The sequence below is a fragment of the Pseudomonas sp. MS646 genome, assembly GCF_036693845.1.
Taxonomy (GTDB): Bacteria; Pseudomonadota; Gammaproteobacteria; order Pseudomonadales; family Pseudomonadaceae; genus Aquipseudomonas; species Aquipseudomonas chlororaphis_E.
The window spans coordinates 663,280-687,780 of record NZ_CP144763.1 but is presented as its reverse complement, the minus strand read 5'-3'; the positions used below and the strand labels follow the sequence as shown (position 1 = coordinate 687,780).

23 protein-coding genes are annotated in these 24,501 nt (G+C 62.8%); 10 read left to right on the top strand and 13 right to left on the bottom strand.

The annotated features are described in order from the left end of the window. The first annotated feature begins 80 nt into the window (after positions 1-80). Positions 81-1,781, top strand: a complete 1,701-nt coding sequence (ureC, locus tag V3H56_RS02950; protein WP_042730007.1) for an urease subunit alpha — start codon at positions 81-83, stop codon at positions 1,779-1,781. Positions 1,782-1,930: 149 nt separating this feature from the next. Here ureC and V3H56_RS02945 read toward each other — a convergent pair whose 3' ends face one another. Together V3H56_RS02945 and V3H56_RS02940 are read right to left on the bottom strand one after the other, a co-directional pair. Beyond that, positions 1,931-2,230 (bottom strand): chaperone modulator CbpM, encoded by a 300-nt coding sequence (locus tag V3H56_RS02945; RefSeq protein ID WP_042731803.1) that lies wholly within the window; start codon positions 2,228-2,230, stop codon positions 1,931-1,933. Between the two features lie 107 nt (positions 2,231-2,337). Beyond that, entirely contained in the window at positions 2,338-3,276 is a 939-nt protein-coding gene (locus V3H56_RS02940) for a DnaJ C-terminal domain-containing protein (RefSeq protein ID WP_042731804.1), read from the bottom strand. Between the two features lie 295 nt (positions 3,277-3,571). Between V3H56_RS02940 and V3H56_RS02935 the strand changes: the two genes are divergently transcribed. Beyond that, positions 3,572-4,837 (top strand): Hsp70 family protein, encoded by a 1,266-nt coding sequence (locus V3H56_RS02935; protein ID WP_047736039.1) that lies wholly within the window; start codon positions 3,572-3,574, stop codon positions 4,835-4,837. A 102-nt stretch (positions 4,838-4,939) separates the two neighbouring features. Here V3H56_RS02935 and V3H56_RS02930 read toward each other — a convergent pair whose 3' ends face one another. The 3 genes from V3H56_RS02930 to V3H56_RS02920 form a co-directional block, all read right to left on the bottom strand. Then, a complete protein-coding gene (locus V3H56_RS02930) occupies positions 4,940-5,953 on the bottom strand; it encodes an AI-2E family transporter (protein WP_042731806.1) in 1,014 nt (337 codons plus the stop codon). Between the two features lie 209 nt (positions 5,954-6,162). After that, a complete protein-coding gene (locus V3H56_RS02925; RefSeq protein ID WP_042731807.1) occupies positions 6,163-6,444 on the bottom strand; it encodes a PsiF family protein in 282 nt (93 codons plus the stop codon). 65 nt (positions 6,445-6,509) lie between these two features. Then, a complete protein-coding gene (locus V3H56_RS02920; RefSeq protein WP_047736040.1) occupies positions 6,510-7,400 on the bottom strand; it encodes a triacylglycerol lipase in 891 nt (296 codons plus the stop codon). A 190-nt stretch (positions 7,401-7,590) separates the two neighbouring features. Between V3H56_RS02920 and V3H56_RS02915 the strand changes: the two genes are divergently transcribed. Next, positions 7,591-8,121, top strand: a complete 531-nt coding sequence (locus V3H56_RS02915; protein WP_042731809.1) for a ferritin-like domain-containing protein — start codon at positions 7,591-7,593, stop codon at positions 8,119-8,121. 129 nt (positions 8,122-8,250) lie between these two features. On the opposite strand, the gene V3H56_RS02910 is transcribed toward V3H56_RS02915, so the two are convergent. Then, a complete protein-coding gene (locus V3H56_RS02910; protein ID WP_047736041.1) occupies positions 8,251-10,326 on the bottom strand; it encodes an AsmA family protein in 2,076 nt (691 codons plus the stop codon). Positions 10,327-10,712: 386 nt separating this feature from the next. Here V3H56_RS02910 and V3H56_RS02905 point away from each other — a divergent pair, with 386 nt between their 5' ends. The 7 genes from V3H56_RS02905 (at position 10,713) to V3H56_RS02875 (ending at position 15,994) form a co-directional block, all read left to right on the top strand. Continuing rightward, positions 10,713-11,222 carry a hypothetical protein gene (locus V3H56_RS02905; RefSeq protein ID WP_047739447.1) on the top strand — a complete coding sequence of 170 codons (510 nt, stop codon included), beginning with the start codon at positions 10,713-10,715 and terminating at the stop codon, positions 11,220-11,222. Between the two features lie 155 nt (positions 11,223-11,377). Further along, positions 11,378-12,010, top strand: coding sequence for a TetR family transcriptional regulator (locus tag V3H56_RS02900; RefSeq protein WP_042732582.1), 633 nt, complete (start codon positions 11,378-11,380; stop codon positions 12,008-12,010). A gap of 271 nt (positions 12,011-12,281) precedes the next feature. Next, positions 12,282-12,782 (top strand): urease accessory protein UreE, encoded by a 501-nt coding sequence (gene ureE, locus V3H56_RS02895; RefSeq protein WP_042732583.1) that lies wholly within the window; start codon positions 12,282-12,284, stop codon positions 12,780-12,782. Next, positions 12,779-13,453, top strand: coding sequence for an urease accessory protein UreF (locus V3H56_RS02890; protein WP_338474196.1), 675 nt, complete (start codon positions 12,779-12,781; stop codon positions 13,451-13,453). Before ureE ends, V3H56_RS02890 begins: the two co-directional genes overlap by 4 nt. A 9-nt stretch (positions 13,454-13,462) precedes the next feature. After that, a complete protein-coding gene (gene ureG / locus V3H56_RS02885; RefSeq protein ID WP_042732585.1) occupies positions 13,463-14,077 on the top strand; it encodes an urease accessory protein UreG in 615 nt (204 codons plus the stop codon). 31 nt (positions 14,078-14,108) lie between these two features. Next, positions 14,109-14,681, top strand: a complete 573-nt coding sequence (locus V3H56_RS02880; protein ID WP_042732586.1) for a HupE/UreJ family protein — start codon at positions 14,109-14,111, stop codon at positions 14,679-14,681. 179 nt (positions 14,682-14,860) lie between these two features. Next, complete coding sequence (locus V3H56_RS02875; protein WP_338474195.1) at positions 14,861-15,994, top strand: AGE family epimerase/isomerase; 1,134 nt, start codon at positions 14,861-14,863, stop codon at positions 15,992-15,994. Between the two features lie 133 nt (positions 15,995-16,127). On the opposite strand, the gene V3H56_RS02870 is transcribed toward V3H56_RS02875, so the two are convergent. From V3H56_RS02870 to V3H56_RS02840, 7 genes are all read right to left on the bottom strand, one after another. Continuing rightward, positions 16,128-16,892: an SDR family oxidoreductase gene (locus V3H56_RS02870; RefSeq protein WP_042732178.1), complete on the bottom strand. Its 765-nt coding sequence runs from the start codon at positions 16,890-16,892 to the stop codon at positions 16,128-16,130. An 856-nt stretch (positions 16,893-17,748) separates the two neighbouring features. After that, a complete protein-coding gene (locus tag V3H56_RS02865) occupies positions 17,749-18,465 on the bottom strand; it encodes an ABC transporter ATP-binding protein (protein ID WP_042732179.1) in 717 nt (238 codons plus the stop codon). Further along, positions 18,462-19,334 (bottom strand): ATP-binding cassette domain-containing protein, encoded by an 873-nt coding sequence (locus V3H56_RS02860; protein WP_042732180.1) that lies wholly within the window; start codon positions 19,332-19,334, stop codon positions 18,462-18,464. The genes V3H56_RS02865 and V3H56_RS02860 overlap by 4 nt, the downstream gene beginning before the upstream one ends. After that, positions 19,331-20,611 (bottom strand): high-affinity branched-chain amino acid ABC transporter permease LivM, encoded by a 1,281-nt coding sequence (livM, locus tag V3H56_RS02855; protein WP_042732181.1) that lies wholly within the window; start codon positions 20,609-20,611, stop codon positions 19,331-19,333. The genes V3H56_RS02860 and livM overlap by 4 nt, the downstream gene beginning before the upstream one ends. A 2-nt stretch (positions 20,612-20,613) precedes the next feature. Next, entirely contained in the window at positions 20,614-21,528 is a 915-nt protein-coding gene (locus V3H56_RS02850) for a branched-chain amino acid ABC transporter permease (RefSeq protein WP_042732182.1), read from the bottom strand. A gap of 180 nt (positions 21,529-21,708) precedes the next feature. Beyond that, positions 21,709-22,845: a branched-chain amino acid ABC transporter substrate-binding protein gene (locus V3H56_RS02845; protein WP_047736046.1), complete on the bottom strand. Its 1,137-nt coding sequence runs from the start codon at positions 22,843-22,845 to the stop codon at positions 21,709-21,711. 370 nt (positions 22,846-23,215) lie between these two features. Next, entirely contained in the window at positions 23,216-24,499 is a 1,284-nt protein-coding gene (locus tag V3H56_RS02840; RefSeq protein ID WP_123579452.1) for an FAD-binding oxidoreductase, read from the bottom strand. Between the last annotated feature and the right edge of the window lie 2 nt (positions 24,500-24,501).

The window sequence follows — 24,501 nt, the reverse complement described above, 5'->3', positions numbered from 1 at the left end:
TTTGCGGCGCTCCCCTTCGCTTTGTTTTTACTTGAGGCTTGCAGCTTGAAGCTTGCGGCTCAGTTCCGAGGAACCATGAGATGAAAATAAGTCGTCAGGCATATGCTGACATGTTCGGCCCCACCGTCGGGGACAAGGTCCGCCTGGCCGACACCGAGCTGTGGATCGAAGTGGAGAAGGACTTCACCACCTACGGCGAAGAAGTGAAATTCGGCGGCGGCAAGGTGATTCGTGATGGCATGGGCCAGGGCCAGTTGTTGGCCGCCGATGTCGTGGACACGCTGATCACCAACGCCCTGATCATCGACCACTGGGGCATCGTCAAGGCCGATGTCGGCCTCAAGGACGGGCGCATCGCGGCCATCGGCAAGGCCGGCAACCCGGACATCCAGCCCGACGTGACCATCGCCATCGGCGCCAGCACCGAAGTGATCGCCGGCGAAGGCATGATCCTCACGGCCGGCGGCATCGACACCCACATCCATTTCATCTGCCCACAGCAGATCGAAGAGGCCCTGATGAGCGGCGTCACCACCATGATCGGTGGCGGCACGGGCCCGGCCACCGGGACCAACGCCACCACCTGCACGTCCGGGCCGTGGCATTTGGCGCGCATGCTCCAGGCTGCGGATGCCTTCCCCATGAACATCGGTTTGACCGGCAAGGGCAACGCCAGCCTGCCGGAGCCGTTGATCGAGCAGGTCAAGGCCGGCGCCATCGGCCTGAAGCTGCACGAAGACTGGGGCACCACGCCGGCGTCCATCGACAACTGCCTGAGCGTGGCCGACCAGTACGACGTACAAGTGGCGATCCACACCGACACCCTGAACGAATCGGGCTTCGTCGAAACCACCCTCGGTGCTTTCAAAGGCAGGACCATCCACACCTACCACACCGAAGGCGCTGGCGGCGGCCATGCGCCAGACATCATCAAGGCTTGTGGCTTCGCCAACGTACTGCCCAGCTCCACCAACCCGACCCGGCCGTTCACCCGCAACACCATCGACGAACACCTGGACATGCTGATGGTCTGCCATCACCTGGACCCGAGCATCGCCGAAGACGTGGCGTTCGCCGAGAGCCGCATTCGCCGCGAGACCATCGCCGCCGAAGACATCCTCCACGACCTCGGCGCGTTCTCGATGATCAGCTCCGACAGCCAGGCCATGGGCCGCGTCGGCGAGGTCATCACCCGCACCTGGCAGACCGCCGACAAGATGAAGCGCCAACGCGGGGCCCTGCCCGGCGACGGTGAAGGCAACGACAACTTCCGTATCAAGCGCTACATCGCCAAGTACACCATCAACCCGGCGATCACCCATGGCATCAGCCACGAAGTGGGCTCCATCGAAGTGGGCAAGTGGGCCGACCTGGTGCTGTGGCGCCCGGCGTTCTTCGGGGTCAAACCGACGCTGATCCTCAAGGGCGGGGCGATCGCCGCCAGCCTGATGGGCGACGCCAACGCCTCGATCCCGACGCCGCAACCGGTGCACTACCGGCCGATGTTCGCAAGCTTTGGCGGCTCGCGTCATGCCACCAGCCTGACCTTCCTCAGCCAGGCCGCCGTCGAGGCCGGGTTGCCGGAACAGCTCGGGCTGAAGAAGAAAATCGCCGTGGTCAAAGGCTGCCGCGACGTGCAGAAGACTGACCTGATCCACAACGACTACCTGCCGAACATCGACGTCGACCCGCAGACCTACCAGGTCAAGGCCGACGGCGTGCTGCTGTGGTGCGAGCCGGCGGACGTCCTGCCGATGGCGCAGCGGTATTTTCTGTTTTGACTTGAATGACTGAAGCACCATAACCCTGTGGCGAGGGGATTTATCCCCGTTCGGTTGCGCAGCGACCGCAAAAAATGGGGCTGCTACGCAGCCCAACGGGGATAAATCCCCTCGCCACAAGGTTTACACCTGGCTCAGGAATGTGTGCATCACTCCACCAACCGCCCCAACCGCTGTTTGAGCATGCGGTTTTCGTTGCGCAGCAGTTGCACTTCTTCCAGCAGGTCCAGCGCCAGGGCGACGCCTTCCCATTCCAGTTCCAACTCGCGCCGCAGCTTGGCCGCGCGCCGCGCCAGGACCAGTTCGTAGTCGGTGAAACGCCAGTCGGTCGGTGCCGCGCCGTGAGGTTCGAGGATGCCATGGGCGACGATTTCGATCACATGGACATCCGCCAACGCCGCGGCCTCGCAGAATTCCTTCAGGTTCAGTTCAATGATCGGGTTGTTCATGGTCTGCTTCTCCCAATGCTTCAACTGTCGAGTCTAGCCAGGCTTATGACAAATCTGACTGTGGCGAGGGCGTTTGCTCCCTCGGCACAGGTTTTATATTGAGCCGGTCAGAAATTCTCTCGCGGATCGAACGCGGCCTTTTTCGCCAGCTCCGCCCACAAGGCCTTGACCGCCTCGTCGCTGGCCTTGGGCATCACCGCCTTGAGCTGCACGAACAGGTAGCCGCGCTCGCCGGCCTTGTTGCGCAGGCCGTGGCCCTTGGCGCGCATGCGCTGGCCGTTCTGGCTGCCGGCCGGGACCTTGAGGTTGATCTTGCCGGTGAGGGTCGGGACCGCCACTTCGGTGCCCAGCGCCAGTTCCCACGGGGCCAGGGGCAAGGTGATGATCAAGTCCTGGCCCTCGACGTCGAACTTGGGGTGCGGGGCGAAGCGGATGGTCAGGTACAAATCGCCATTGGCACCGCCGCCGATGCCCGGCGCGCCCTGGCCCTTGAGGCGGATGCGCTCGCCGTCGGTCACCCCCAGCGGAATCTTCACGTTCAGGCTCTTGCTGGTGTTGCTCACGTGCTGGCCCGCCGCGTTGTATTGCGGCACCTGGTAGCTGACTTTCTTCGACTCGGTCGAGAGGGTTTCTTCCAGGAAGATCGGTAATTCCAATTCCACGTCTTGTCCCCGACGGCCGGCGCTGCGACCTGATTGTCCGCCACCGAAACCTGATCCGCGATTACCGAAGATCGAACTGAAGAAGTCCGAGAAATCGCCGGTGTCCTGGCCACCGAAGCCGCCACGGCTCTGCCAGCCTGGCGGGCCCTGGAACGGCTGGCCGTGCTGGCCATAGCGGCGCAGGTCGTCGTATTCCGCGCGCTTGTCGGCGCTTTTCAGCGCTTCATAGGCTTCGGAAACGTCCTTGAACTTGGTCTCGGCGTCCTTTTCCTTGCTCACATCCGGGTGGTACTTGCGCGCCAGCTTGCGGTAGGCGGCCTTGATCGTGGCATCGTCCGCAGTCGGCTCCACACCCAGGATCTTGTAATAGTCTTTGAAGTCCATCTAAGCATCACCATCCGTTATCGATGTCGCACCGCCACGCACAGCCTGCCCGAATGACCGGGCAGCGGATTGACCGATCTCAAGATTGGGACCGGGCGGCGCATCAGAAGTTTATCGGCAGCCGGTGGCGGTTCTTGTACTCGCCCTGTGGCTGCCAGGCCCATGCCAGCAAGTTTGGGGGGATTGCGCGGTCTTTCAAGGCCAGCGTTTGCAAATTAGCGGATAACCGGCCTTCGAATCCGGGCCGCACTGGCATACACTGCGCGGCCGTTTTTTTAGCTGGAACCGCAAAGACATGAAAAACGCATCCCCGGCCCGTGCCTGCGGTATCGACTTCGGCACGTCCAACTCCACCGTCGGCTGGCTGCGCCCCGGCATGGAAACGTTGATCGAGCTGGAGGACGGCAAGATCACCCTGCCGTCGGTGGTCTTTTTCAATCTTGAGGAACGTCGGCCCGTGTATGGCCGCCTGGCCCTGCACGAGTACCTGGAAGGCTACGAAGGCCGGCTGATGCGCTCGCTCAAGAGCCTGCTGGGTTCCAAGCTGATCAAGCACGACACCAGCGTGCTGGGCACGGCCATGCCATTCAAGGACCTGCTGGGGCTGTTCATCGGCCAACTGAAGCAACGCGCCGAAGCCGCCGCGGGTCGGGAATTCGAAGAAGTGGTGCTGGGCCGTCCGGTGTTTTTCGTCGATGACGATGAACTGGCCGACCAGGAAGCCGAGAACACCCTGGCGGACGTCGCCCGGGCGATTGGTTTCAAGGAGGTGTCGTTCCAGTACGAGCCCATCGCGGCCGCCTTCGACTATGAATCGACCATCGCGAAAGAAGAACTGGTGCTGATCGTCGACATCGGCGGCGGTACCTCGGACTTCTCCCTGGTGCGCCTGTCACCGCAACGGCGTAACCACGACAACCGTCATGCCGACATCCTCGCCACCGGCGGCGTGCACATCGGCGGGACCGACTTCGACAAGCAGTTGAGCTTGCAGGGCCTGATGCCGCTGTTCGGCTACGGCAGCCGGATGAAAAGCGGTGCCTACATGCCCACCAGCCACCACATGAACCTGGCGACCTGGCACACCATCAACGCGGTGTACGCGCAGAAATCCACCCTCGCCCTGAACAGCATGCGCTACGACATCGAGGACACCGGCGGCATCGACCGGCTGTTCAAGTTGATCGAACAGCGCGCCGGGCACTGGCTGGCCATGGAAGTCGAGGAAACCAAGATCCAGCTGACCCACACCGATCAACGCCATGTGGCCCTGGACCGGATCGAGCCGGGCCTGAGCGTGGACCTGAGCCGGGCACTGTTCGAATCAGCCATCGACGGGCTGTTGGAGCGGGTGCGCGCCAGCGTCACGCAGCTGCTCGGCGATGCCAACGTCGGCGTCGAGCAGGTCGACACGGTGTTCTTTACCGGCGGCTCCAGCGGCATTCCGGCGCTGCGCAACAGCGTCTCGGCGATGCTGCCCCAGGCCAAGCATGTCGAAGGCAACATCTTCGGCAGCATTGGCAGTGGGTTGGCGATCGAGGCGATGAAGCGTTACGGCTAAAGCCAGTTGCAAGCTTCGAGCTTCAAGCTCCAAGTAACAGCAGTAATGCGGCACGACTGGCTTTTACTTGCAGCTTGCAGCTTGCAGCTCGTAACTCCTGTCCTAGACCATCCCGATCTGCTTCAACTCGCTCTTGAGGTACGCATAGTAGATCGGCCCCGCCACCACCCCCGGCAGGCCGAACGCGGCTTCGAACACCAGCATTGCCATGAGCAATTCCCAGGACTTGGCGCTGATCTGCCCGCCCACGATCCGGGCGTTGAGAAAGTATTCGAGTTTGTGGATCACGATCAGGTAACCCAGCGCCGCCACGGCGACCCAGATCGACAGCGACAGGCCGACGATGGTGATCAGGGTGTTGGACATCAGGTTGCCGATGACCGGCAGCAGCCCCAGCAGGAAGGTCATCACGATCAGGGTCTTGGTCAGCGGCAGCTTGATGCCGAACAGCGGCAGCACCACCGCCAGGAAGATCCCGGTGAAGAAGGTGTTGAGCAGGGAAATCTTGATCTGGGCGAAAACGATGTTGCGAAACGCCTTGACCAGCAGGTTCAGGCGATCGAACAACGCCGCCGCCAGGGGTTTGCGCTTGGTCAGGTCGGGGATGCGCTGCAAGGCGACGATGGCCCCCAGCACCATGCCGATCAGCAACGTCACGAACATGTGGGCCGCGTCCTTGCCCACCAGCTGCAGCTCGCTCAGGTGCTTGCTCATCCACGCGCCGATCGCCACTCGGAACTCGGCGGCGCTGGCCGGCAGGTAGGCGTCGATGAACGGCGGCAACTGCCCGCGGGCGCGGTCGACCACCGCCATGAACTTGTCCAGGGAGGCGCCCGGATTTTCCGCTTCATGGAGCAGGAAACTGATGGCCCCGGCGAAAATCAACGTCAGCACGCTGACCACCAGCGTGCCCAGCAACGCCACCGCCAGCCAGCGGGCACGCCGACCCTCGATCAGCCGTTGCAACTGCGGGGTGAGCATGTTGACGAGCTCGAACACCAGCAACCCGGCCAGCAGGCTCGGCAACAGGCGCAGCGGCAGCACCAGCAACAACCCACCGAAGATGATCACCCAACTGATCACCAACAACACATGACGCTGAGAAAACGTTGGCATACAGCCTCAAAGCAAACGGCGTGAAAGGATTGGCAGTCTGCCAGCCTTCCGCCGACAGCACTAGGCATTGTATCGGCCGATTCGGGTCGAGGTTCAGGGGATTTTTTGCTGCGTCTTCGATGACCCATCGCGAGCAGGCTCGCTCCCCACAATGGGCCACACAACGCAAACCTGCCGGGGAGCGAACCTGCTCGCGAAGAGGCCCCCGCCTATTTTTTCTTCAGGCAGTCACTCATGAATGCCTTGCGGGCATCGCCCTTCAGGGCCTGGGTGGTGGCCGTGGCGTTGCAGGTTTTCATGCGCTCCTGCGGGGTGCTCGAGTCGGCCTTCAGGCAGGTGCTCATGAACGCCTTGCGCTCGTCACCCTTGAGCGCCTTGGCGCTGGCGTCGGCGTTGCAGGTGGTCATCTTGTTCTGCTGCGCCGTCGCGGCGAAGCCCTGGGAGCACAGCAGCAAACCGATCATCAACAAAGGAACACGCAGCATTTTCATGACGTCTTCTCCTGAATGCCGCACAAGCGTGACGGCGATGCATCCAGTGTAGACAACCCGGGCCACTAGACACCGGCCGCTTTCAAGCGCTCGGCATGCTCGACGAACAGGCGGATCGGCTCGGCGCCCTTGCCGACCAGCCCCAGCGACTGGTTGACGATGTCGAAATGGTCCAGCGGGTAGTCATCGCGGATCACCGTGCCCAGGTGCGAACTGTGGCGCCCGACCATGCCGTCGCATTGACCGGCCTCGCGCACGAAGGTGCGGGCGAACAGGCGACAACTGCGGTGGGTACCATCGAACAGGTTGCGCCCCTTGTCGGTCTTGCCCGGTTGCAAGGTGCCCGACCAGGAGTAATAGCGCACCCCGTTGACCTCTTCAGGGCCGTGTCCGCCCCAGGTTGGCGGCAGCCCTTGTGGATAACGCTGGTTGAACAGGGCCACGCCCGCCGTCGTGAGGGAGGCATGGGACGCGTCAATGTCCACCGGCAGCCTGGGTCCGTGGTAGGCAGTTTCCAGCAGGCTCATCAGGGCGTTGACCAGCCGCAGCAGCGCACTGAGCACACGGCCCCTGGCGCTGTCGGCGGGGTAATGCCGTTGCAGGTAATCGGCCAGTTCCGAGCCATGGTTGGCGCCGGCCACCGACGTGACCGAGGCCACCAGGTCCGGGCGCTTGGCGGCGGCGTAGCGGGCCGTGAGGCTGCCCTGGCTGTGGCCAATCAGATTGACCTTCTGCGCACCGGTCTGGCGCAGGATTTCATCGATTCGCGCCAACAGTTGCTCACCACGCACCTCGGACGAATGCAGCGGCGACACCTTCACCGCGACGACCACGGCCCCTTCGCGGCGCAACGCCGAGACAATCCCGTACCAGTACGGGTACAGCACCAGCCGAATGAACCCGAGCATGCCTGGGACCAGTACCAACGGGTAACGAGTGGCGCAGCGTTGCGACATGGGCGGACATCCTTGTGCTCAGCGATGGAGGGGAAGGTCAGTCTATGCGTGCTTCATGACGCATCACCGTGATTGTAGGCGTTGGCACATTTCATAAAACTTTTTGCCCCGCTCATCACTCCCAAGCCTGTAAGCGATCACGCCCCGAGAGCGTGACGCTCCCAACCGGATCAGCCTCCAGGAGAACGAGATGAGCGACATGCACTTATCCGATGTAACCACCCTGCGCGAACGTGCACGGCAGAACGTAGAGAACGGCGCCGTGACCGAGGGCTACAGCGCCGATCGCCAGCAAGTCATCCGCCTGCTCAACGAGGCGCTGGCCACGGAACTGGTGTGCGTGCTGCGTTACAAGCGCCACTACTACATGGCCACCGGCCTCAAGGCGAGCCTGGCGGCCAGCGAATTCCTCGAGCACGCCAATCAGGAAGCCGAACACGCCGACAAGCTGGCCGAACGCATCGTGCAATTGGGCGGCGAGCCGGAGTTCAACCCCGACCTGTTGAGCCGCAATTCCCACGCCCAATATGTGGCGGGCAACACCCTCAAGGAGATGGTGTACGAGGACCTGGTGGCCGAGCGCATCGCCATCGACAGCTATCGCGAGATCATCCAGTACATCGGTGAAAAAGACCCCACCACCCGGCGCATCTTCGAAGACATCCTGGCCCAGGAAGAGGAGCACGCCGACGACATGGCCGATATCCTGGCCGATCTGTAAGCCTTACCGGCCCCTTCGCGGGCAAGCCCGCTCCCACATTCGAGCGCATTCCTTCTGAATGAACTCGGTCAACTGTGGGAGCGGGCTTGCCCGCGAAGACGCCCTAGGCCCCACCACAAAAGCCACGGGTTAGCGCGTTGGCTTCACCGTCACCGGCGCCTTGCCCGCCTTCATCTGCTCCAGCAACGGCGCACACTGGTTCGGCTCACCACCGCTGGGAGCCACCAGCGCCAGCAGGCCGGCGGCCGGAGCCGCGATCACGCCCAACGCCACCATCCCGGCACCGCGCAACATCAGTGGCACCGCCTTGACGCCGGCCGAAGGCTTGGCGAAAGGGCCGCGCACATACAACGGCGAGCGCAGGGAAATCAGCCGCCAGCCCTTGGACTCCGGCGAAATGGTCAGGTCCAGTTGCTCGGTGGCCATGTTCGCCGTGCCGTCGATGTAGATGATCGCGTTCTCGGTGTCGAATACGAACAGGCGGGTGGTCGCCAGACCGGTCTTGATGTCGAAGTCCGCCGCCGCGCAGTTGATCTTCACTTCCTTGTCGCCAAAGATTTTCCCCACCACGTAGTTACCGACGTTCAATCCCGCCAGTTCCATCAACTCGCGACTGATGGCGCCATCGTTGATGAGCATTTTCAGCGTGCCGTTGGCGGTGCCCAGCAACGCCGCCACCGAATTGCCGCGACCGCTGATATCGGCGTCGCCGTTCAGCTCGCCGAAGCTGGTTTTCATTGGTTCGAAACCGGGGAACAACTGCTTGAGCTTGAAGCCTCGCGCGGTCAACTTCGCCTGGCCCTCAAGGGGACGGGTGTGGCCATTGAGACGGATCTGGGCATCGAGCCGGCCGCCGGCCACGCCGAAGCGCAGCGGTTCCAGGCTCAGTTGCCCGTCGTTGAGCACCAGGTGGGTGTAGAGGTCGGTGAACGGCAACTGCGCGCTGTGGACAATGCGTTTACCGGTGAACTCCACGTCGGCGTCCATCGCGCTCCAGCGCTCGGTGCGGAATTCTTCCACCGGCAAGACCTTGTCGGCCGGCTGTTTGCTGGCGCCTCCCCGGGCCTTTTGCTCGGCGTTGGAGTCGGCACCGATCAGCGGCGCCAGGTCGCTGAACAGCAGCTGGTTGGACACCAGCGCGCCGCTGAGCTTGGGCCGTGGCTGGCCGGCGACGTAGGCGAGGTTGCCATGGATGTCGCTGTCGCCGATCTTGCCGTTAAAGTCTTCGTAGCGAAACAGCGCCCCGCCCGGCTCGTGGAGCTTGGCAATCAGGCGACCGTCGGTGGCGTAGGGCGGTGAATCCGGCAGGGTCACGCCGGTCAGTGGATAGAGATGGGCAAGGCTTTTACCGGCCAGTTTCAATCGCAGATCGAGTGCCCCCAGGTTCATCGGGTCAGTCAGCGTGCCGGCCAGCTCGACGCGGGTATCGGCGATCCTGGCCTGGGCCTGCAACGGGAAAGGTCGCGCGGCATCCTGCAACGCCAGCAGGCCGCCGACCTTGCCGGAACCACTGAGCGCCTGCCCGTGATAGTGCCCGTCGACCTTGAAGGCAAACGCGTAGTCCTGCGGCACTGCCCCCTGGTCCTGGGCTTTCCTGGCGGCCTTGTCGCCGACGATCTCGCTGAACGGGATGGGCTTGCCCAACGGATCGATCAACACGTCGAGGCGGGTCTTGAGCGTCTGGTCGTCGAGGGTGACGTGGCCCTTGTCGAAGCCGATGGCGCCGATGTCCACCGCCCAGCTGGACGGCTCGGCGTCCGGGTCCTTCGGGTCGAATTGGAACGTCCAGTTGGCGCGCCCATCGGCCAGGCGCTGCAGGCTGGCATTGGGCTCCGTCAGGTCGATACGGGGAATCACCACCCGCCGGCCCAGCAGCGCCAAGGGTGAAATACGCAATTCCACGCGCTTGAGCGTGGCCATCTGCGGGGTTTTCGACCAGTCCGGGTTACCCAGGCTCAAATCCTCGGCCACCACATGGGGCCACGGCAGCCAGGCGCGCCAGCCTCCTTCCTCCGGCTCACGCTGCCAGACCACCGCCAGGTTGCCGTTGACGGCGAACGGGCGATGCAGTTCCTCGGACACCTTGGCGTTGAGCGTGGGTTTGATCCGGTTCCAATCGAAGAACACGATCACCAGCACCAACACAGCCAGCAGGACGACAAGGCTGGCAACACTCCAGGCAAGGATTTTCGAGGTGCGCGTCATGCACGGGGCTCCTGATACAAGTCGGCGTCCGAACGGCGGCGCCTGAAAAAAAAGACCAACCTTAGCCTGTTCGTTATAAAAGGTCAGACTGGCAAAACAGCCAACAGGTTTAACACCGCTGCCTCGGTCGGCCTAAAAAAACCTCGAATTGCTGACCGATCCGTCAGCAAACTGTTACCGCACCCGCCCATTCGTGACGCAGCGATGGGTACAAAATACCCACTGCGGTGCAAAACCGCACCCTGGAAACGCCCGTCCTAGAGCCCTCGCCCAGAACAATCAATTCCGTTGATTATTACCATTGCGTTTATGAACTTTTATATCGACTTATCGAGAGTAGCATTGCCCTCGTACCCACTTTATCGCCCTCCCAAGGAGCAATGATCATGAAACGCCAATTACTGATGAGCTTGTCCCTTTCACTGCTGGCCTCGACTGCTTTTGCACTGCCAGCCTCCGAACAGGCCACTCCGCAAGTCAAGGACAGCCACTCGGTCTATAGCCAGACAGTCGCTGAAGGTGGCCGGGATCGCCTGGAAGAAAAAGGCCTGGTCCAGGACGGTGGCGACCGCACTCCACAAGGTCAGTCCCTGGCAGCCGATGGTTCCGATCGCACTCCACTGGGTGAAAGCCTCGCAGCCGATGGTTCCGATCGCACTCCACTGGGTGAAAGCCTGGCAGCCGACGGTTCCGACCGCACCCCACTGGGTGAAAGCCTGGCAGCCGACGGTTCCGACCGCACCCCACTGGGTGAAAGCCTCGCAGCCGATGGTTCCGACCGCACCCCACTGGGTGAAAGCCTGGCAGCCGACGGTTCCGACCGCACTCCACTGGGTGAAGCCCTCGCTTCCGACGGCGGTGACCGTGTGATCGAACGCAACGGCTCCGTGAGCTAAGCCCATGGCGGCCTTGAAAAAAGCCCGATTCCTGCAATCGGGCTTTTGATTTTCAAAGCCCTCGTTTCCCCGCGTTAACCCCTTCTATCGTTCGACGTCGGCAAAGCCGATTTGCTAGAGTGCGTCGCTCCCATGACTCGGAAGTCAGTCCTGCGATGCTGCCCCGCGCCGAACAGAAACAACAGACCCGAATTGCCCTGATGGACGCTGCCCGTCACCTGATGGAGTGCGGCCGGGGATTCGGCAGCCTGAGCCTGCGGGAAGTCGCCAGGACGGCAGGCATCGTGCCCACCGGCTTCTACCGGCACTTCGACGACATGGACCAACTGGGCCTGGCACTGGTCTGCGAAGTCGGCCAGACCTTCCGCGAAACCATTCGCCTGGTGCGCCACAACGAGTTCGTCATGGGCGGCATCATCGACGCGTCGGTGCGAATCTTCCTCGACGTGGTACAAGCCAATCGCTCGCAGTTCCTGTTCCTCGCCCGCGAGCAATATGGCGGCTCCCTGCCCGTGCGCCAGGCCATCGCACGGCTGCGCGAGGACATCAGTTCCGACCTTGCCGCCGACCTGGTCCTCATGCCCAAGCTGCAACACCTGAACACCGCCGCGCTGAGCGTGATGGCCGACCTCATCGTCAAGAGCGTGTTCGCCACCCTGCCAGACATCATCGACCCACCCGTCGAAGCACCACCCGAACACCTCACGCCCCAGGCCAAGATCACCCAGCAATTGCGGTTCATCTTCATCGGCCTCAAGCACTGGCAAGGCTTGGGCAGCACCGAGTAATCCTCATTGTGGGAGTGGGCTTGCTCGCGAAGGCGGTGGTTCAGCCACATGGATGTCGACTGGCACGCCGCCTTCGCGAGCAAGCTCGCTCCCACAGGTTCGCCGCTCGCCACAAAATAGTGCGCCCCACTCATGGCGCGCACCAATCCGAAACAAAACATCGCCCACGGTAAAGCGTTGACCCGACGCCCCCCGGCTATTTCCTACACCCTCTTCGATTGGCAAGCCCCTTGCTCTAAACACCACATCGCTCATTGCTGGAAGCACGCCGATGCTGGTGATTCATCGCAGAATCGACCCTCAACCCCACTGGGACGCCGAGCTGCACCTGACCTATGACGCCCGCAGCAAAAGCCGCCTGCGCTGTTTCAGTGCCGAAGGCGAAGACGTGGGCTTGTTTCTGGAGCGCGGCCAGCCGCCGTTGTACGACGGTGAATGCCTGCAGGCCGAAGACGGGCGCATCGTGCGCGTCTGCGCCCGCCCCGAACAATTGCTGCACGTGACCTGCGCCAACGCCTTTGAACTGACCCGCGCCGCCTATCACCTGGGTAACCGCCATGTCGCCCTGCAAGTGGGCGACGGCTGGTTGCGCCTGCTGGACGACTACGTACTCAAGGCGATGCTCGAACAACTGGGCGCCAGCGCCGAAGCCATCGAAGCGCCATTCCAGCCGGAACATGGCGCCTATGGCGGCGGCCATCACCATTCCCGGCATGGCGACGAAGCGTTCAACTATGCGCCGCGCCTGCATCAGTTCGGCGTGCGCACATGAACCCGGCCTGGGCGCTGCTGCGCCTGGCCAGCCCGCAGTTGCCCATCGGTGGCTACAGCTATTCCCAGGGTCTGGAGATGGCGGTGGATAACGGCCAGGTCGACACGACCGACGCCGCGCGGCGCTGGATCAGCGACCAATTGCTGCTCAACCTGGCCCGCTTCGAAGCGCCGTTGCTGCTGGCCCACTGCACCGCGGCGGCCGCCGACGACTGGGAGGCCTTGCAGCACCACAGCGGCCAACACCGCGCCAGCCGGGAAACCCGGGAGCTGTATCAAGAGAGCCGGCAGATGGGCTACTCGCTGCAGCAGTTGCTCAACGGCTTGCCGGAACTCGATGACGCCGCGCGGCACTTTCTCGACGCCCACAGCGAACCGCACCTGGCCCTGTGCTGGGCGCTGGCAGCCCGCGCCTGGCACATCGCGCCCCAGGATGCGCTCGCCGCGTGGCTGTGGAGCTGGCTGGAGAACCAACTGGCGGTGCTGATGAAAACCCTGCCGCTGGGCCAGCAAGCCGCCCAGCGCCTGACCAGCGAACTGCTGCCGCTGCTGCAACAGGCCCAGCACACCGCTTCAAGCATCGACCTCGATCACCATGGCAGCGCCGCGTTTGGCCTGTCCCTGGCGTGCATGGCCCATGAGCGCCAGTACAGCCGTCTGTTCCGTTCCTAGGAGACACACATGAATACACAACCTTTGCGCGTCGGCATCGGCGGCCCGGTGGGTTCCGGCAAGACCGCCCTGACCCTGGCCCTGTGCCTGGCGCTGCGCGAGCGCTACAACCTGGCGGTGGTCACCAACGACATCTACACCCGCGAAGACGCCGATTTCCTGGTGCGCAACGAAGCCCTGGCGCCGGAGCGGATCATCGGCGTGGAAACCGGCGGCTGCCCGCACACGGCAATTCGCGAAGACGCCTCGATCAACCTGGAGGCGGTGGACCAGTTGAACCGGCGTTTTCCGGGCCTGGATCTGATCCTGGTGGAATCGGGCGGCGACAACCTCTCGGCGACCTTCAGCCCCGAGCTGTCGGACCTGACCATCTACGTGATCGACGTCTCGGCCGGGGACAAGCTGCCGCGCAAGGGCGGGCCGGGCATCTGCAAATCCGACCTGCTGGTGATCAACAAGATCGACCTGGCGCCGCTGGTGGGCGCATCCCTGGAGATGATGGACAGCGACACTCGGCGGATGCGCAACGGCAACCCCTTTGTGTTCAGCAACCAGAAAACCGGCCAGGGCCTGGACGAAATCATCGCTTTCATCGAACGCCAAGGCCTGCTGACGGCCGCCTGATTCTTCGACTTTTCAACAAGGAAGCCGCTTCATGACATTCAAACGCATCCTCGCCACCCTTGCCCTGATGCTGGCGCCAGCGCTGGCCTTCGCCCACCCCGGCCATGGCGACAATGGCCTGATCGCCGGCCTCGGCCACCCCATTGGCGGGCTCGACCATCTGCTGGCCATGCTGGCGGTCGGTTTGTGGGCGGCCCAACAACAGGGCGCGGCACGCTGGGCACTGCCGTGCACGTTCGTCGGCACGATGCTGATCGGTGGCTTGCTGGGTTTTGAAGGGCTGGAGCTGCCGGCCATGGAAAGCGGAATCGCCGCTTCGGTCCTGGCCCTCGGGCTGGCGGTGGCCTTGGCAGTGCGCCCACCCCTGAGCCTGGCGATGGCGGCAACGGCGCTGTTTGCGTTGTTCCATGGCGTGGCCCATGGACTGGAGCTGCCAGACATGTCGAGCCCTTGGGCCTACGCGGCAGGGTTCGTCGCAGCCACGGCGGTACTGCATGGCGCCGGTTTCGCGGTGGTGCGTGTATTGCCACGGGCAGCAGCGCCACTGGTGCGACTGGCCGGAGCCGCTTCGGCGGGGGCTGGGGTCTGGCTACTGGCAGGTTGACTGGCTGGGCCTTCACGGCCGCTTTCGCGGGCAAGCCCGCTCCCACAGGTCCGCGTACGCCGGTCGAATCGTGGGAGCGGGCTTGCCCGCGAAGGGGCCCTTGAAGGCACTGCATCGCTCGCCCCTGCCACTCTGCTACCATGTCGCGCAATCGCCCCCAGCCGTGACGACGCTCGCCAATGCCTGATGCTTCCCGCCCTGCCCTGCCGCCTGAATTGATCACCCTGTTCGCCACGGTGCGCCGGCATTTTCACGAGGTGATCGTGCCCATGTGGCAAGGCCCGGGCTGGAACAGCGAACTGGCATTGCCTTATGAATCCCTGGACGCCCACCATGTGCCACTGCCGCCCCAGCGCTACCGCGCCATGGCCTGTGCACGCCAGTTGTACGTGTTTGCCAGCCTGATTGGCGAAGTGCCCCAGGCCGAGGAACGGGCCAGCGCGCTGTTTCGTTCGCTGCAGCGGCACTTCCACGATGCCGAGCACGGCGGCTGGTTCTACAGCATCGACCCGCAAGGGGCGCCGCTGGACACCGGCAAGGATCTCTACACCCACGCCTTTATCCTGTTCGCCTGCGCCCACTACTGGGACAAGGTGCGCGAGCCACTGGTGGAGTCGGTGCTCAACGCCGCCCTGGAGGTCATCGCCCGACGCTTTGCCACCGGCGACGGCCTCTACGAAGCCAGCCTCGGGCGCGACTGGTCAACCCTGGAATCGGGTCCGCTGCAAAACCCATTGATGCACTTGGCCGAAGCGTTTCTTGCCACCCTTTCGGTTCGCGAAGACGCCCATGTGCAGCAAGCGTTGTCGAGCCTGTGCGAAGGGATGCTCAAGCGCTTCATCGAACCGACGCTGGGCGTGATGATGGAGAAACCGCTCAAGTCTGTGGATAACTGGTTCGAACCAGGGCACCAGTTCGAATGGTATTACTTACTCGCATCGTCGCCCTTGTTGCGTGACGGCAAGCTGCGCAAGGCCCTTGAACGAAGCTTCGAATACAGCGAGCAACGTGGCGTAGACCGAAAGTCCGGCGCGGTTTGCGCGATGCTGAGCCTAGAGCCGCATGCCGCCCCGCGGGACGCGACCCAGCGCATCTGGGCCCAGGCCGAATACCTGCGCGCACTGACCTTACGTGCGGACGGTCAGCAGGCTTTGCTGCCGCAGCTAAAGGCCCTGCAGCAACACTTCCTACATGCCAAGGGCTGGAACGAATGCCTGGATGCCGATGGCATCGTCAGCCGGCGGGACATGCCGTCCACCACGCCCTATCACCTCATGACCTGCTATCTCGGGTTGGCCGACTGCCTGGCGTAATGCGTTTGTGGCGAGGGAGCTTGCTCCCGCTCGGCTGCGAAGCAGTCGCAAAATCCTGGGCCTGCTTCGCAGTCCAGCGGGAGCAAGCTCCCTCGCCACAGGTTTCCATCAACCGCCCCCCCCAACTCATCGGTCAGGCCTTGTTGCGCTCGATGGCAAACCCGGCCCAGGTCTGGCTCACCGGCATCAACTCCAGGCTGTTGATGTTGATGTGCGCCGGCGTGTTGAGCACCCAGTAAATCGTTTCGGCGATATCCTGCGGCTGGATCGGATCGGCCCCGGCGTAGGTGGCGTTATAGCGGTCCTGGTCACCACCGAAGCGCACCAGCGAGAACTCGCTTTCGCACAGGCCCGGCTCGATATTGCTCACCCGCACGCCCGTGCCTTGCAAGTCGCAACGCAGGTTCAGGGAAAACTGTTTGACGAACGCCTTGCTCGCGCCGTACACGTGGCTGCCCGGGTACGGGTAGTTACCGGCGATGGAGCCCAGGTTGATGATTCCGGCGCCACGGCCATGGGCGATCAGGCGCGGCAGCAGCAAGCGAGTGCTGTAGAGCAGCCCTTTGACGTTGGTGTCGACCATGGTGTCCCAGTCATCGAGGTCGCACTTGGGGGCCGGGTCGACGCCCAGGGCCAGGCCGGCGTTGTTGATCAGCCCGCGCAGCGTGGCGAACGACGGCGGCAGGTTGGCGATGGCTTCCTCCATGGCCTTGCGGTCTCGTACGTCGAGCACCAGGCCGTGGACCTCGGTCTGCTTCGACAACTCGGCGCAGAGGGCATTGAGGCGTTCTTCACGACGACCGGTCAGCACCAGTTTCCAACCGGCCTCGGCAAAACGACGGGCGCAGGCTTCACCAAAACCGGACGTCGCGCCGGTGATAAACAGGGTGTTGGACATCGTGTTCTCCTTGCTTGGGCTTGAACCGCTCATTGAAATGAAAATCGGCCCACAGCATGCCCGCCCCGACATGGCAGGGGCAAGGCTTGTGAAACCCCGTCGACTGCCCCCAACATTGATCATAAAACAACCAACTGGCGCCAAGCCTCGCGGAATAAGGGCTACAGCCGGTTGCCCGCACCTTATCCACAGGCACGTCCACAGTAACCGGGGGCAACTGCACAAGCGCCAGGCCGCTGTGCACAAGGCTTTGCGGGGTGTTTGGAAATTTTTTTCGCTTGACCCCGCAACAACGGTTGTGCAGTTCAGGATCTCTGCTATAAGCCAGCGGCCAACTAGGCGATGGCTCCAAGCCAGTAACTACGGCCCTTCGCGCGGTCTTTCCAGAGTTTAGTCACAGACTTATCCACAGGCTTGCCCAGCGTTTTGCGCAGCCTCGCCCAAGCGCATAAAAGTGTTGACAACTGCCACCGCCGCGCCATCAAAAACACCTGATCAGAAATTAACCATCGCCCTGTAGGCCGCGTAATCAAAGGCTTTCAGCCAGCTACTCCCACGTTACCCACAGCCAGTTCCACAGCAAACGGGGACAAGTCAAAAGTGTGACAAAACAACTGTTTGCGGCGACTTTATGTCGCGGTTTGGCAAGGGTTCAGAATGGTTTTCCACAATTGCCCGACAGACCGAACATCCCATTGTGGGAGCGGGCTCGCTCGCGAATGCGGCGAGTCAGCCGATAGGGTGCTGGATGGGAAACCGCTTTCGCGAGCAAGCCCGCTCCCACAGTGTTTGCGGTGAACTGGAAAGATAAAAAAACCCGGCGATTGCGCCGGGTTTCCTCATTGCAATCCCTGCCTCAATGCCCGCCCAGGTACGCGTTGCGCACCTCTTCGTTGGCGAGCAGTTCCTTGCCGGTGCCGGTCAGGCGGATTTCACCGTTGACCATCACGTAGGCCCGGTCCGACAGCTTGAGGGCGTGATTGGCGTTCTGCTCCACCAGAAAGATGGTCATCCCCGTGGACGCCAGCTCCCGCAGGGTGGAGAAGATCTGCTTCACCACGATCGGCGCCAGCCCCAGGCTCGGCTCGTCGAGCAGCAACAACTTCGGCCGACTCATCAGTGCCCGGGCGATGGCGAGCATCTGCTGCTCGCCGCCGGACATGGTCATGGCCCGCTGGTTGCGCCGCTCCTTGAGCCGCGGGAACAGCTCGAACATGCGCTGCATGTCTTCGCTGGCGTACTTGTCACCGATGGGAATGGTGCCCATCAGCAGGTTTTCCTCGACGGTCATGTCGGGGAACACCCGGCGCCCCTCCGGCGACTGCGCAATGCCGTTGGACGCGATGTAGTGGGACGACTTGTGGGTGATGTCCACGCCCTGGTAGATGATTTGCCCGCCGGCCGCGCGCGGCTGGCCGAAGATCGACATCAACAGCGTGGACTTGCCGGCACCGTTGGAGCCGATCAGGCTCACGGTCTCGCCTTCGCCAATGTGCATCGAGACTTTCTTCAGGGCCTGGATCGGCCCGTAGAACACGTCCAGTTCCTTGAGTTCGAGGATCGGTGTACTCATACCAATTCCTCTTCATCGGCGCCCAGGTAGGCCGCGATCACCTTCGGATCGTTGCGAATCGCCTCCGGACCGCCCTCGGCGATGACGTTGCCGTGGTCCAGCACCACGATGTGGTCGGAAATGCTCATTACCATGCCCATGTCGTGTTCGATCAGCACCACGGTCAGATCATGCTCGTCGCGCAGCAGCCGGATCATCGCGCTCAGCGCTTCGGTTTCCTGAGGGTTGAGGCCGGCCGCCGGCTCGTCCAGGCAGATGATCTGCGGACGGGTGCACATGGCCCGGGCAATTTCCAGGCGCCGTTGCTGGCCATAGGAAAGCTCGCCCGCCAGGCGGTTGGCGCAATCCACCAGGTCCACCACTTCCAACCAGTAGAAGGCGTGGTCCAGGGCATCGCTTTCAGCCTTGCGGTAGCCCTTGGTGTTGAGGATGCCGGCCAACAGGCTGCGGTTGACCCACATGTGCTGGGCTACCAGCAGGTTTTCCAGCACCGACATTTCCTTGAACAAGCGGATGTTCTGGAACGTCCGGGCCAGGCCGGCGCGGTTCACCAGGTGGGTCCCGCCGAACATCTTGTAGTACAGCCGGCTGGCGAAGGATTTCGGCGACACGAAGTCGGTCGGCCGGAAGGCCTCGCCCAACAGCTTGATGACGTTGGTCCGCTCGCCACGCACGTTGAGCTCGATCCTGCCGCCCGAAGCTTTGTAGAACCCGGTCAAGCAGTTGAACACCGTGGTCTTGCCCGCGCCGTTGGGGCCGATCAGGGCGAAGATCGAGTTGCGCTTGACCTGTAGGCTGACGTCGCTGAGGGCCTTGATGCCACCGAACTGCATCATCAGGTTTTCTACGGAAAGTACGACTTCGCTCATGGCGCTACCCCCTTGCGCGGCGTCACACCGGTACGGCTGATACGAATCAGGCCGCGAGGTCGCCAGATCATCATCAACACCATCAACACGCCGAACAGCAGCACCCGGTACTCGGAGAAACTGCGCAGCAACTCCGGCGCCACAGTGAGCACGAACGCCGCGATCACCACGCCCACGGTCGAGCCCATGCCACCGAGCACGACGATCGCCAGGATCAGCGCCGACTCGAAGAAGGTGAACGACGATGGGTTGACGAACCCCTGGTAGCTGGCGAAGAACACCCCGGCCAGGCCGGCCGTGGAGGCGCCAATGGTGAACGCCGATAGCTTGACCAGCACGTGGTTCAGGCCCATGGAGCGGCAGGCGATTTCATCTTCGCGCAGGGCTTCCCAGGCACGCCCGACCGGCATGCGGGTCAGGCGATGCTTGATGTAGAGCACCAGCATCACGACGATGAACAGCACGATGTAGATGAACAGGAATTTCAGGTTGGGGTTGTAATCGATACCGAAGAACTCATGGAACGGCACCCCGCCGTCCTTCGCCCTTCGCCCGAACTCCAGGCCGAAGAACGTCGGCGACGGCACTGGCATGCCATTGGGCCCGCCCGTGAACGACAGCCAGTTGTTGAGCACCAGCCGGATGATCTCGCCAAAGCCCAGGGTCACGATCGCCAGGTAGTCACCGTGCATTCGCAACACCGGGAACCCCAATATGCAGCCGGCCATCGCCGCCGCAATCGCCGCCAGGGGCAGCACCGTCCAGAAACCCAGGCCCAGGTACTGGTAACCCAGCGCCAGGCCATAGGCGCCGATGGCGTAGAACGCCACGTAGCCCAGGTCGAGCAGCCCCGCCAGGCCGACCACGATATTCAGGCCCAGGCCCAGTAACACGTAGATCAACCCGAGGATGACCACCGTGAGCACGTATTTGTTGGCGAAGAACGGAAACACGATGGCGATCACGATCAGTGCCGGGATGATCCAGCGCAGGCGCGACTTGTAGTCCGGTGGCAGGACGTGCACGCCGGAGCCGGAGCTTTCGAAACCCTGGAGCACCTTCAGGCCCCGAGGCGTTTGCAGGAACAGGCTCAAGGCAAAGCGCCCGATCATCACGATCGCCACCAGCCAGCCGACGCGGGCCGGTTGCAGGTTGAAGCTGTAGCCGTCGAGCACCACGCCGACAATCGGCCCGAACACGATCAGCGAGATCAGCCCGGCCAGGATCGCGTCGATGACGCTCTGTTTGATATCAATCGGTTTATTGGCAGCAGACATACTTATACCTTCGCCACGAGTGGGCGACCCAACAGGCCTTGGGGACGGAAAATCAGAATCAGCACCAGCAGCGAGAAACTGAACACGTCTTTGTAGTCAGAGTTGATCAGACCGGAGAACAGCGACTCGGAGATCCCGAGGATGATTCCGCCGAGCATCGCCCCAGGCAGGGAGCCAATGCCGCCGAGCACCGCCGCGGTGAACGCCTTGATGCCGATGATGAAGCCGGCATAGAAGTCGAACGTGCCGTAGTTCATGGTGATCAGCACGCCGGCCAGGGCCGCCATGGCGGCACCGATGATGAACACGTAGGAAATCACCCGGTCGGTGTTGATCCCCAGGATCGAGGCCATCTTGCGGTCTTGCTGGGTGGCGCGGCACATGCGCCCCAGCTTGGTGTACTTGATGATGTAGGTCAGCAGGGCCATCCCGGCAAACGCCGCCACCAGGATGAAGATCTTGGTGTAGGTCAGTTGCACGAAACCACTGCCGATGTCGACGCGCATGGCGCCTTCGAGCAGTGTCGGCACGCCCTGCTGGCGGGCGCCCTGGCTGATCTGGGCGTAATTCTGCAGGATCAGCGAGATACCGATGGCACTGATCAGCGGTGCCAGGCGGGTGGAGTTGCGCAGGGGTTTGTAGGCGACGCGTTCGATGACCCAGCCGTAGACCCCGGTGACCACGACTGTGAATACCAGGGTGCCGAGGATCATCAGCGGGAAGGATTCGATACCGAAGTAAGCCAGCAGAGCCAGACTGATTGCCGCGAGGTAAGCGGAAATCATGTAAACCTCGCCGTGGGCGAAGTTGATCATGCCGATGATGCCGTAGACCATTGTGTAGCCGATGGCGATCAGACCATAGACCGACCCGAGGGTCAGGCCGTTGATCAGTTGCTGCAGGAAAATACCATCCATAACGCGATCTCACGCATTTGAAAGGCTGCACGCACAACGCGGCGACGGACCGGGGTTCAGCCGCCGACGCGGCACGATGTGTGCGCAGCTTTCGAGAGAAAAGACAGGTGGGTCTTAGCCCGGGAAGGACGATCGTGGTGAGGGAGCAAGCTCCCTCGCCACAAGCCGTTATCCCTTCAATTATTTCTGTTTTTCCAACTGATGGTATTTGCCGTCCTTGTCCCACTGGTAGACCACGTAGTCGGAGACCTTCAGGTCACCCTTGGCGTCCCACTCTTTCTTGCCCATGACGGTCTGCACCGGATTGGCCTTGAGCCACTTGGCCGCGTCCTCGCCCTTGTTGGACTTGGCACCGTTGAAACCGGCGGCCAGCGCCTGGACCGACGCGTAGGCGTACAGGGTGTAGCCTTCAGGCTCGACGCCCTGGGCCCGGAAAGCGTCCACCACGGCCTTGCTGTCTGGCAGCAGGCGCGGATCGGCGCCGAAGGTCATGTACACGCCATCGACGTATTGCGCGCCGCCGGCGGTGGTGACCAGTTCGTCGGTGACGATGCCATCGTCGGACATGAATTTCACGTCCTTGAGGCCTTGTTCACGCAGTTGGCGAACCAGCGGGCCGGCTTCCGGGTGCAGGCCACCGAAGTAGACCACGTCGGCACCGGCCGCCCGGATCTTGGTGACCACGGCGCTGAAGTCTTTCTCGCCACGGGTCAGGCCTTCATACAGCACGGCCTTCACGCCACGCTTCTCCAGCTGTGCCTTGGTGGCATCCGCCAGGCCCTGGCCGTAGGTGTCCTTGTCGTGCAGCACGACGACTTTCTTGCCCTTGAGCACGTCGACGATGTAGTCGCCGGCCACGATGCCCTGCTGGTCGTCACGCCCGCACATGCGGAACATCGCGCTCAGGCCGCGCTCGGTCACTGCCGGGTTGGTCGAGCCTGGGGTGATGGCGATGACACCCGCCTCGTCATAGACCTCGGAGGCCGGGATGGTGTTGGACGAGCAGAAGTGCCCGACCACGCCAATCACCTTGTCCTGGTCCACCAGGCGGTTGGCCACGGCCACGGCCTGCTTGGGTTCGCAGGCGTCGTCGCCGGCGACCAGGACGATTTTCTCACCGTTGACGCCACCGGCCTTGTTGATGACATCAGCGGCCGCCTGGGCACCTTTCATGTATTGCTCGCCGAAGGCCGCATTGGCCCCCGTCATTGGCCCCGCCACACCGAATTTCACATCAGCCTGCGCAAACGCGGACACACCCAGCGCAGCTGCCACTGCGAGGGCCAGGAAGCCTTTCTTGTAAAACGTCTGGGACATGAGGTGGTGCTCCAAGGTTTTTTTTAGTTGGCACTGCGACTTCATTTCACTGAGAAGCTCAGAGCAAGGGCCGTGCCATCGGTTTTTTATTCTGAAAAAAGTCGCTGCTTTATTGTTATTTCGACTGTTTCGGGCCCTTTTTCATAGGGCGTGCAACCGTCTAAACCGCACAAGGTGCAACCTTGCATTTATGTGGGTGAAACCCTCCATGAGCCATCATTGCAACCATCGTACGAAACGACGTGCAACCACGCTGTAACATCCTGCGTCACCGAACTGCACACTGGCGGTGCGCAACTGCTACAACCCGCACCATAACAGGCTAGCCGCTGCGCCGGAAAACGCGGCGCGCGGTAACATTTTTCTACACTCAGATGACGATCCGCAGGCACTGGCCCGCGTGATACAGCGAAAAACCCGCCTCGTACAGGCAACTGCGCAACCCCACGCCGGCCAGCGGCTGCATGGGCGCGAAGGGGATCGGCAGCGCCTTCGCGTCGCCCTGGCAAAGGTAGTCGGCGAAGGCCTTGCCGACCACCGTCCCGGTGGTCACCCCGCGCCCGTTGTAGCCCGTCACGGCCACCAGCCCAGGAGCCGGCTCGAACAGGCGCATCAGGTGATCCGGGGTAAAGGCAATGCACCCGGTCCAGGTGCATTCCCACTCCACGGGCTTGAGATAGGGAAAATAGTGGCGCTGTACCCGGTCGGCCCACGCCTTGAGGAACCAGGTCGGCTTGCGGTTGCCATTGCCCAGGCTGCCGAGCAACAAGCGACCGTCCTTGTCCCGGCGAATGCTGCTCAAGACCTGGCGGGTGTCCCACGAACCCTGTCCGCCCGGCAGGATGCGCCGGGCCGCGTCGTCGGTCAGCGGGACCGAGGCGACCTGGTAGTAATAGCCTGGGAAAAAGTTGCGCCGCAGCTCGGTCCAGTCGCCTTCGGTGTAGGCGTTGGACGCGATCACCACCTGCTCGGCCAGCACCGAGCCCTGGGCCGTTTGCACCGACCAGCGCTGGCCTTGGCGCTCCAGGCGGGTGACCGGGGAGTGATCGAACAACTGCCCGCCAAGGTCCCTGGCCGTCTTGGCCAGGCCGCTGGCGTAAGCCATGGGGTTGAGCGTGCCGGCGCGTCGGTCGAGCAAGGCGGCGGCGATTTTCGAGGTGCCCGTGGCCTCGACGCAGGCTTGCCCGGTGAGCAGCTCCACTGGGGCGCCACGGCGCTTCCATTGGGCTTCGCGACTGCGCAGGTCAGCCTCGCCCCGGGCGTTATGGGCCATGTGCAGGGTGCCTTCGCGGCGCAACTGGCAGTCGATGTTGTATTTGTCGACGAGGCTGAACACCAGGGCTGGCGCGGCCCCCAGCATGCGATTGAGCTGGCTGCCCACCGCTTCGCCGAACCCGGCCTCGATCTCGTCCGGCGGGATCCACAGGCCGGCGTTCACCAGCCCGACGTTGCGCCCCGAGCCTCCATGCCCGGCCCGATGGGCCTCCAGCAACGCAACGCGCTTGCCCTGCTCCAGCAAATGCACGGCTGCCGACAGCCCGGTGAAGCCGGCGCCGATCACGCAGACATCGGCTGTAATCTCCCCGGTGAGCGAAGTATTTTCAGGCCTTTGCGGCGTCAGTTTTTCCCACAGACATTCTTCGCGTAACGGCATTG